The sequence below is a fragment of the Acinetobacter sp. A1 genome, from assembly GCF_012371315.1.
In the GTDB taxonomy this organism is placed as follows: domain Bacteria; phylum Pseudomonadota; class Gammaproteobacteria; order Pseudomonadales; family Moraxellaceae; genus Acinetobacter.
In genome coordinates, this window is record NZ_JAAZQY010000002.1 from 142,669 (window position 1) to 149,688 (window position 7,020).

General features: G+C 41.5%; 9 protein-coding genes. 2 read left to right on the forward strand and 7 right to left on the reverse strand.

Features of this window, described 5'->3' with window-relative positions; all coding sequences use genetic code 11:
- Nucleotides 1–15: 15 nt before the first annotated feature.
- From HHA41_RS01500 to HHA41_RS01515, 4 genes are all read right to left on the reverse strand, one after another.
- The gene (locus HHA41_RS01500; protein ID WP_168417733.1) at nt 16–486 is read right to left on the reverse strand and encodes a DUF3015 family protein; all 471 of its coding nucleotides are present in this window, start codon (nt 484–486) and stop codon (nt 16–18) included.
- 155 nt (nt 487–641) lie between these two features.
- Nucleotides 642–1,475: a DUF817 family protein gene (locus HHA41_RS01505; protein WP_168460216.1), complete on the reverse strand. Its 834-nt coding sequence runs from the start codon at nt 1,473–1,475 to the stop codon at nt 642–644.
- 76 nt (nt 1,476–1,551) lie between these two features.
- On the reverse strand, nt 1,552–2,622 hold the full coding sequence (gene hemE / locus HHA41_RS01510; protein ID WP_168417732.1) for a uroporphyrinogen decarboxylase: 1,071 nt from the start codon (nt 2,620–2,622) through the stop codon (nt 1,552–1,554).
- Between the two features lie 39 nt (nt 2,623–2,661).
- Nucleotides 2,662–2,814, reverse strand: a complete 153-nt coding sequence (locus HHA41_RS01515) for a hypothetical protein (protein ID WP_168460203.1) — start codon at nt 2,812–2,814, stop codon at nt 2,662–2,664.
- An 80-nt stretch (nt 2,815–2,894) separates the two neighbouring features.
- Between HHA41_RS01515 and HHA41_RS01520 the strand changes: the two genes are divergently transcribed.
- Together HHA41_RS01520 and HHA41_RS01525 are read left to right on the forward strand one after the other, a co-directional pair.
- Nucleotides 2,895–4,142 carry a L,D-transpeptidase family protein gene (locus HHA41_RS01520; protein ID WP_026438156.1) on the forward strand — a complete coding sequence of 416 codons (1,248 nt, stop codon included), beginning with the start codon at nt 2,895–2,897 and terminating at the stop codon, nt 4,140–4,142.
- 204 nt (nt 4,143–4,346) lie between these two features.
- Nucleotides 4,347–5,039 carry a pirin-like bicupin family protein gene (locus HHA41_RS01525; RefSeq protein WP_168460205.1) on the forward strand — a complete coding sequence of 231 codons (693 nt, stop codon included), beginning with the start codon at nt 4,347–4,349 and terminating at the stop codon, nt 5,037–5,039.
- A gap of 130 nt (nt 5,040–5,169) precedes the next feature.
- On the opposite strand, the gene HHA41_RS01530 is transcribed toward HHA41_RS01525, so the two are convergent.
- The 3 genes from HHA41_RS01530 to HHA41_RS01540 all read right to left on the reverse strand — a co-directional run.
- Nucleotides 5,170–6,237 carry an ArsO family NAD(P)H-dependent flavin-containing monooxygenase gene (locus HHA41_RS01530; RefSeq protein WP_168460206.1) on the reverse strand — a complete coding sequence of 356 codons (1,068 nt, stop codon included), beginning with the start codon at nt 6,235–6,237 and terminating at the stop codon, nt 5,170–5,172.
- Nucleotides 6,238–6,491: 254 nt separating this feature from the next.
- Nucleotides 6,492–6,854 (reverse strand): transporter, encoded by a 363-nt coding sequence (locus tag HHA41_RS01535; RefSeq protein ID WP_354667266.1) that lies wholly within the window; start codon nt 6,852–6,854, stop codon nt 6,492–6,494.
- A gap of 21 nt (nt 6,855–6,875) precedes the next feature.
- A partial coding sequence (locus tag HHA41_RS01540) for an integrase core domain-containing protein (protein ID WP_168460208.1) occupies nt 6,876–7,020 on the reverse strand: 145 nt, incomplete at its 5' end.

Sequence of the window (7,020 nt, forward strand, 5' to 3'; positions counted from 1 at the left end):
GGCTTTCATTCAAACTTAAACGTATGCTTTTAATACGTCATCATTTGCCATTACGTTTTGTAAAGAAGCCAGAACTTCTAAAGACGTTTGGTTTTCTGCAGAGTAGATAGAAGCAAAGTTTTGCTTAGAAACTGTAAAGAAGTGTGCTTTATCTTCAGCTTTAATGCTTAGCAATTCAGCCAATACATTTAAGCTTTCACCTTCACCAACTGCCATATCACGTGCCAATGATTCAGCATTTTCATTGGTAAAAGTCACGACTTGTGCAGTTACTGTACCTGTACCGCTACAACCTAAAGTACCAAATGTAATACCAAATAATTGGTTAGCAAAAATACCGTTGGTGGTTGCTGCTAAAATTTTAGCCACTTTACCAGACTGACCTGCCCAAACTTGTGAACCGATACCACAACCTGCATCACGGTCTGCAAATGCTGCTGTAGAACCCACTGCCAACACTGCAGCCAATGCTAATTTTTTCATCATAGTCGTACTCCAGAAATTTATTATCCGAAAAGTTATGCTTCGAATCATTATTATTGCTTTGTGTAACTTTTATTACACCGCTTTAAGATAGCGAGATGCGACTAAGAACGCAAAATATTTATACCAAAGTCATGCATTATTTTTGTAGCGTAAGATCATCTCTGAATTGAGTCTGTTTTCGGAGCCTCATCTTTAAGTGTCCATCGTCCTTGAGCATCACGAATACCAAGTATTTGCATGACTAAAACCAGACTCAATAGCAGCAACAAGTACCAAGACCCCAACTTGCCCCAACCCACCATGTGCCACGTATCGACCTGACTTGGATATAGCCAAATTTGATAAAAGGTACTGATATTCTCTGCCACCCAAATAATAAATGCCAATAGCAACAATATAGGTAACATTGGCAGCTGCAATTGATGCTGTTGCAATTGAAAACGGATTTTGGTTTTCCAGAAAATCAGCACACTCCACGCAAATAAGCCGTAGCGAATATCTGGAATAAAAAATTTGCTCATGAAATTAATATAAGACAAAACCGCTAAAGCTAGCATATTCGGGAAAGTTGGCAAATTCAGTAACGATACCCGATACAAACGCAAGGAACGTGCAAAAAAACTACCAACTGCTGAATACATAAAGCCTGCAAACAGCGGCACAGTCATAATTTTAAACACAGCAGGTTGCGGATATTGCCATGAAGCAATCTGTGGATGGGTCAGAAAAATTTCCATGATCATTGCCAAAATATGAAATAAAGCAATCACCTTGGCTTCAGCCCAAGATTCTAGTTTTAAATATAAAAGACAAACCTGAATGATTAAGGCATAAAACAGCAAATAGTCATAACGAAAAAAGCCAAAATATTCCTGACTGGCTATAGGTGCTGTAAATGCAAATGCAATCAGCAATAAAATTCCAAATAAGGCAGCCGAAGCTGCCTTAGTCGAAAATTCAAATCCTGACTTCAGCCATGTTCGCCACATCATGATTTGACGACCCGACTGAAGCTTACGTTACCCATTTCCATCTACAACTAACTGATCTATATGATTGCTTTTATTATAGATATTTAGCGCTGTATTCATGTACGGTATCGATAAACACTTTAGGACGTTCAGGGTCAACCCATTGGGTAATACCATGACCCAAGTTGGCCACATAACCAGTTTTTTCACCATTGGCGTAAGCATCATCCAGCATTGCACGAGTAGCTTTGGCAATCGCTTCAGGTGAACCATATAAAGTGGCAGGGTCTAAGTTTCCTTGTAAAGCCGCACGACCATTTACAGTTTGACGTGCCACATTCAGTGGTGTTGTCCAGTCCAAACCAAAGGCATCTGCACCTGTTGCAATCATTGGCTCAAGCCATTGGCCACCGCCTTTGGTGAATAAAATAACAGGAATTTTACGGCCATCTTTTTCACGCTGCAGACCTGACACAATCTTTTGCATATAATTCAATGAAAATTCAATATATTCACGATGTGCTAATGCACCGCCCCAACTGTCAAAAATTTGAACAGCCTGTGCGCCTGCATCAATTTGTGCATTTAAATATTCAGTCACTGCATCCGCCAAACGACCTAACAGCGCATGCAATACTTCAGGCTGTGCATACATCATGTTTTTGGTATAGCGGAAATCTTTACTTGAACCGCCTTCTACCATATAGGTTGCTAATGTCCACGGACTGCCTGAAAAGCCAATTAAAGGTACTTGTCCGCCTAAAGCAGAACGAATGGTCGATACTGCATTCATGACATAGTCTAAATCTGACTTGGCATTGAATTTAGGTAAATTGGCAACATCTTGCTCAGTACGTACGGTTTTATGAAACTTTGGCCCTTCGCCTGCCTCAAAATACAGTCCTAAACCTAAAGCATCTGGAACGGTTAAAATATCTGAAAACAAAATCGCAGCGTCTAATTCATAACGGCGCAGTGGTTGCAAGGTCACTTCACATGCAAATTCTGTATTTTTACATAGAGAAAGGAAGTCTCCTGCCTGCGAACGTGTGGCACGATATTCTGGTAAATAACGTCCTGCCTGACGCATCATCCATACGGGCGTGCAATCTACTGGCTCACGTAATAAGGCACGAAGAAAACGATCATTTTTTAAGGTCGTCATTTACTTTCCCAACTCATTTTCAATCTTGCAGCCATCATATCAAAAAGGTTGAAGTTTTAATAACTTCATTTCTGGTTGGTCTTTTTTATCCTGAACTTTACGTGCAATTTCAATTTTTATTTGTGTGAAATACATCACATAAACAAAAGCATCGGTAAAAGCATCATCCTCTTGCACATTTACACAAAACAACTACTGCATCTCCTTAGTTTTTCTGCAATACTTGGCTAGTTTTTATCTATGTAAATGAATAATTCTCAAGGTTGAATTACATGTTCGTTCGCACAATACTCGCAATGAGTTTAAGTTGCATTTTTGCAGGAACTACTTTTGCTGCATCTACTGCTGAACAACCGTTAAATCCACAAGTGATCAGCAATACTGCGGTTGAAGATCCAATTGATCCTTTAGCAACAGAAGCTTCTGCAGCACAAAGCACGCTCAATGCAACCGATACTGCTATTACGCAACAAGAACAAAATGATTTAAATAAGGCATCACAAACCTTAGATGATCTACACAAAACTGAAGATACCACTGCCGATGTAGGTGCAGCACCGACCACAACCACGCCAAGCCAGCCTGTTGAAACCACAACCACTGCAGCGCCAAAAGCTTCGTGGACTTTAGACGGTCTTAATAATGCCACTTGGTATGAAAATATTGGCAAAGGTCAATTTCCAGTGTATGCGCGTGCGCATGTCATGTTGAATAATGCCCATGCTTCTCCGGGTGCAATTGATGGTACCAGTGGTAAAAATACCCTGAAAGCCATTGCATCTTTCCAGCAAATGAACGGCATTAAACCTACAGGTATTTTAACCCAAGAAACTTGGGATGCTTTGGTGGCACGTCAAGGTTCACGTCCTGCATTTGTAGAATACACAATTACTGAAGCTGACCTAAAAGGTCCGTATGCCAAGTCCATTCCACATGACTATGCAGAACAAGCCAAAATGAAAGGCTTGTACTACACCCGTGTCAGTGAAATGCTAGGTGAAAAATTCCACATGGATGAAAATTTCTTAAAGAAATTAAATCCAAATGCGACATTTAACAAAGCGGGTGAAAAGTTATTGGTGACCAATGTCCGCAATGACTTACCAGAAGACATTCACCTGATTGTGGCGCACAAAGGTGCAAAACAATTGTATTTGTTCAATAAGCAAAATCAAATGGTGGGTTCATTCCCTGCAACCATTGGTAGTGCAGATACACCATCACCAACAGGTACCTATAAAATTACGGGTGTTGCACCAAACCCTTGGTATAGCTATTCACCTAGTAACTTTATTCAGGGTAAAAACTTAAAACCACTGTCTTTACCACCTGGCCCGAATGGCCCTGTAGGTAATATCTGGATTGGTTTGAGCAAAAAATCCTTTGGTATTCATGGTACGCCAAACCCATCGACTATTTCAAAAACAGCATCACACGGTTGTATTCGTTTAACCAACTGGGATGCCAATGACTTAGGTCGTAAAGTACGTTCTGGTGTGACTGTGAAATTCCTTGAATAATCGCACACCGTATAATCCCCCTGCTTAGGCAGCGAATGACCCACGTTTTACGTGGGTTTTTTGATGTTTGAAAAAAGTATGCTTTTACAGATCACCACCCTAAATGTTGCAATTTTAGAACGGCATGTTGCAGAACGGCTGTAGGTTGGCAACATAAAAAAGCATAAGATGGCTTTAAATTAAAAAAATGATAGGAGCATGATCATGAATGCTTATTTACACCGTAGCGAAGAACGTGGTCACGTCAAAATGGGTTGGTTAGACACCAAACACAGTTTCTCTTTTGGTAGCTGGTATAACCCGAAATATATGGGTGTGAGTGCTTTACGTGTCATTAACGATGACCGTATTGCAGCGCACAATGGTTTTGGTACACACCCACACGACAATATGGAAATTTTGACCTGTGTTTTAAATGGTACGATTTCCCACCGTGACAGCATGGGCAATGAGCGTCATATCAGTGCAGGTGAATGGCAGTTGATGAGTGCGGGTACAGGCGTTCAGCATAGCGAAATTAACAATGGCGATGAAGAAGTGCACATGTTGCAAATTTGGATTCAACCCAATGTACGCAATGCGGAACCGACTTACCAACAAATTCAGCGTGACCCAAATGCTGAACCGAACCAGTGGCATTTAATTGTCGGCCCGAATGACAATGCCCCAATGCATATACGCCAACAAGCCGAAGTGAAAGCTGCAGTATTGCAAGCAGGAAAGCAGCTAGATGTTGCTGCAACACAAGCGGTCAACTATGTGCATGTGATTCGTGGTGAAATCAGCATTGGTGAGCAGACCGTGAAAGCAGGCGATGCCTTGTTATTTGCTGATGATGCCGTGATTGAAGCAAAGCAAGACAGCCAATTTATTTGGTTTGATTTACCAAAACAGTAACTGCTTATTTTGAGTAGCGCCTGTAAATACTTTTAAGTTACCCTCTTGCCCTCTACTACAGAGGGCTTTTTTTATGGCTATAGTTGCTGTTTTCAGTTTTTAATCATAACTTTTAGTCACAATGATGACCTTACACTGTTGTCTGTAAATACGCTGCGATTTGCGCTGCCACATCTCGTGCTGTTCGGGAAACGCCAATTAAAGTTGCCGATGCTGCACCAGTCCAATCACCATAACCGACCAACCACAAATTTTGCTGTTGTAGCGCTCGATTTTCTGACACATCGACTGTACCGTGTGCATTGACCACACCCAAACTTTGCAAATGTGACACTGCTGCCTTAAAACCTGTACACCAAATAATGGCATCAATGTCCTGTTCACTTCCATCTGCCCAAACTGCAGTATGTTCAGTTAAATAGTCAAATGGCGGCAGGCCATGCAATACATTGCGTTGCCGTGCATCTTTGACACTTGGAATCATCACAATATCACCCAAACTGCCAATCGGTTGTTCAATGCTGCGACCTTCTTGCTGGGCTTTTAAGCGTTCCGTGGCACGTAAAAATAAAACCCGTCCATCTACATCATCGGCTAAAAAACTTGGGGGTTGCTGTGTAACCCAAAAGGTTTCAGCCACTTTAGACACTTCTGCCAAAATTTGTGCGCCAGAGTTACCACCACCAACAATCATCACTTTTTTTCCCTGAAAAGCTTCAGCATTGCGGTAATGGGCCGAATGAATTTGTGTACCTAAAAATCGTTCACGCCCTGCATAGGCTGGAATAAAAGGCTGACTCCATGTGCCTGTTGCACTCACGACCGCTTTGGCGCGCCAGCTTCGCTGTGCCGAACAAACGATTAAATCATTGCCTTCAGCTATGATGTTTTCGACCTGCACAGGACGCAGCACTGGGAATTGATAGCGCGCTTCATAAGCCCTTAAATAGTCAATCACTTCTAATCGCTTTGGATATTCCTGTTCAGTTTTAGGCATCAACCAACCCGACAAAGAACTCCATGTATTTGGAGAAAATAACTGCAAAGAATCCCACGCATGTTGCCACGCACCGCCCGCTTGCGTTTGATTATCCAAAATCAGAAAATTGATTTTTTGCCGTTTTAAAAAGTAAGCCGTGGCTAATGCAGCTTGTCCACCACCAATAATAATCACATCGGTATCAATTGTTTGACTCAAAATGACTCTCCTGCATACAAGACGCACATGCTATGTTTGATTCTAACCCTGTGTGAACAGTTTACTCTATGATCTTTGCTCTAGCTTTTAGATCATTTTTGGGCAGAGTACACACATAAAGCACAGCATTGATTTAGCACTCAGTCCACAGAACAAGCTTTTTAGAAAAGAATGTCCAAAAAAGCAAAGCCAAGTCCTAGAACTTGGCTTTGTACTGCAAGGCTGCAAGAGCAAATGCTAGATAAAGTTAGACCTTAAAACGCCCACACCATTTTCAAGGTGGTGGAATGTCCTTCAGGACGATGCTCCACTTCGGTTTCTTTCAGGAACTTCGCCTCTAATGACCAGTTATCCTTCTTATATTGAATTGCAGGGCCAAATGCCAACGCCTGTCCTTTATTGCCAATACTGGCACCGTTCACTTCATCATCTGTGGTTTGTTTAAACACATAGCCTTCTAGCGCAAGTTTGAGTTGATCATTCAATTGATAACCGATTGCATAATCCCCAGCAAAATAATCACCCGATTGATAGTTAGTATCGTCATTTTCAGTATTGAAGCTATAAGACAGTTTGGTCGAAAACTCCCAACCTTGTGGGGTAATCCTCCCATAAATAACCGAAGTTAAAAGTAGAGGTTAAGCAGCCATTAGAGGTGGCTTTCCTTTGTTAGCTTGATGTGGTCTTTCATGGTTGTAATGCCACAACCAGTTTGTTGCATAATCTTGTACTTCATCCAAAGTATCAAATAAATGCTTGCTCAGCCAACTATAACGTATGGTC

Bases quoted from the DNA above. Each gene is read 5' to 3' on its own strand.
- HHA41_RS01500 (WP_168417733.1), bottom strand. From the start codon at position 486: ATGATGAAAAAATTAGCATTGGCTGCAGTGTTGGCAGTGGGTTCTACA.
- HHA41_RS01505 (WP_168460216.1), bottom strand. From the start codon at position 1,475: ATGTGGCGAACATGGCTGAAGTCAGGATTTGAATTTTCGACTAAGGCA.
- hemE (WP_168417732.1), bottom strand. From the start codon at position 2,622: ATGACGACCTTAAAAAATGATCGTTTTCTTCGTGCCTTATTACGTGAG.
- HHA41_RS01520 (WP_026438156.1), top strand. From the start codon at position 2,895: ATGTTCGTTCGCACAATACTCGCAATGAGTTTAAGTTGCATTTTTGCA.
- HHA41_RS01525 (WP_168460205.1), top strand. From the start codon at position 4,347: ATGAATGCTTATTTACACCGTAGCGAAGAACGTGGTCACGTCAAAATG.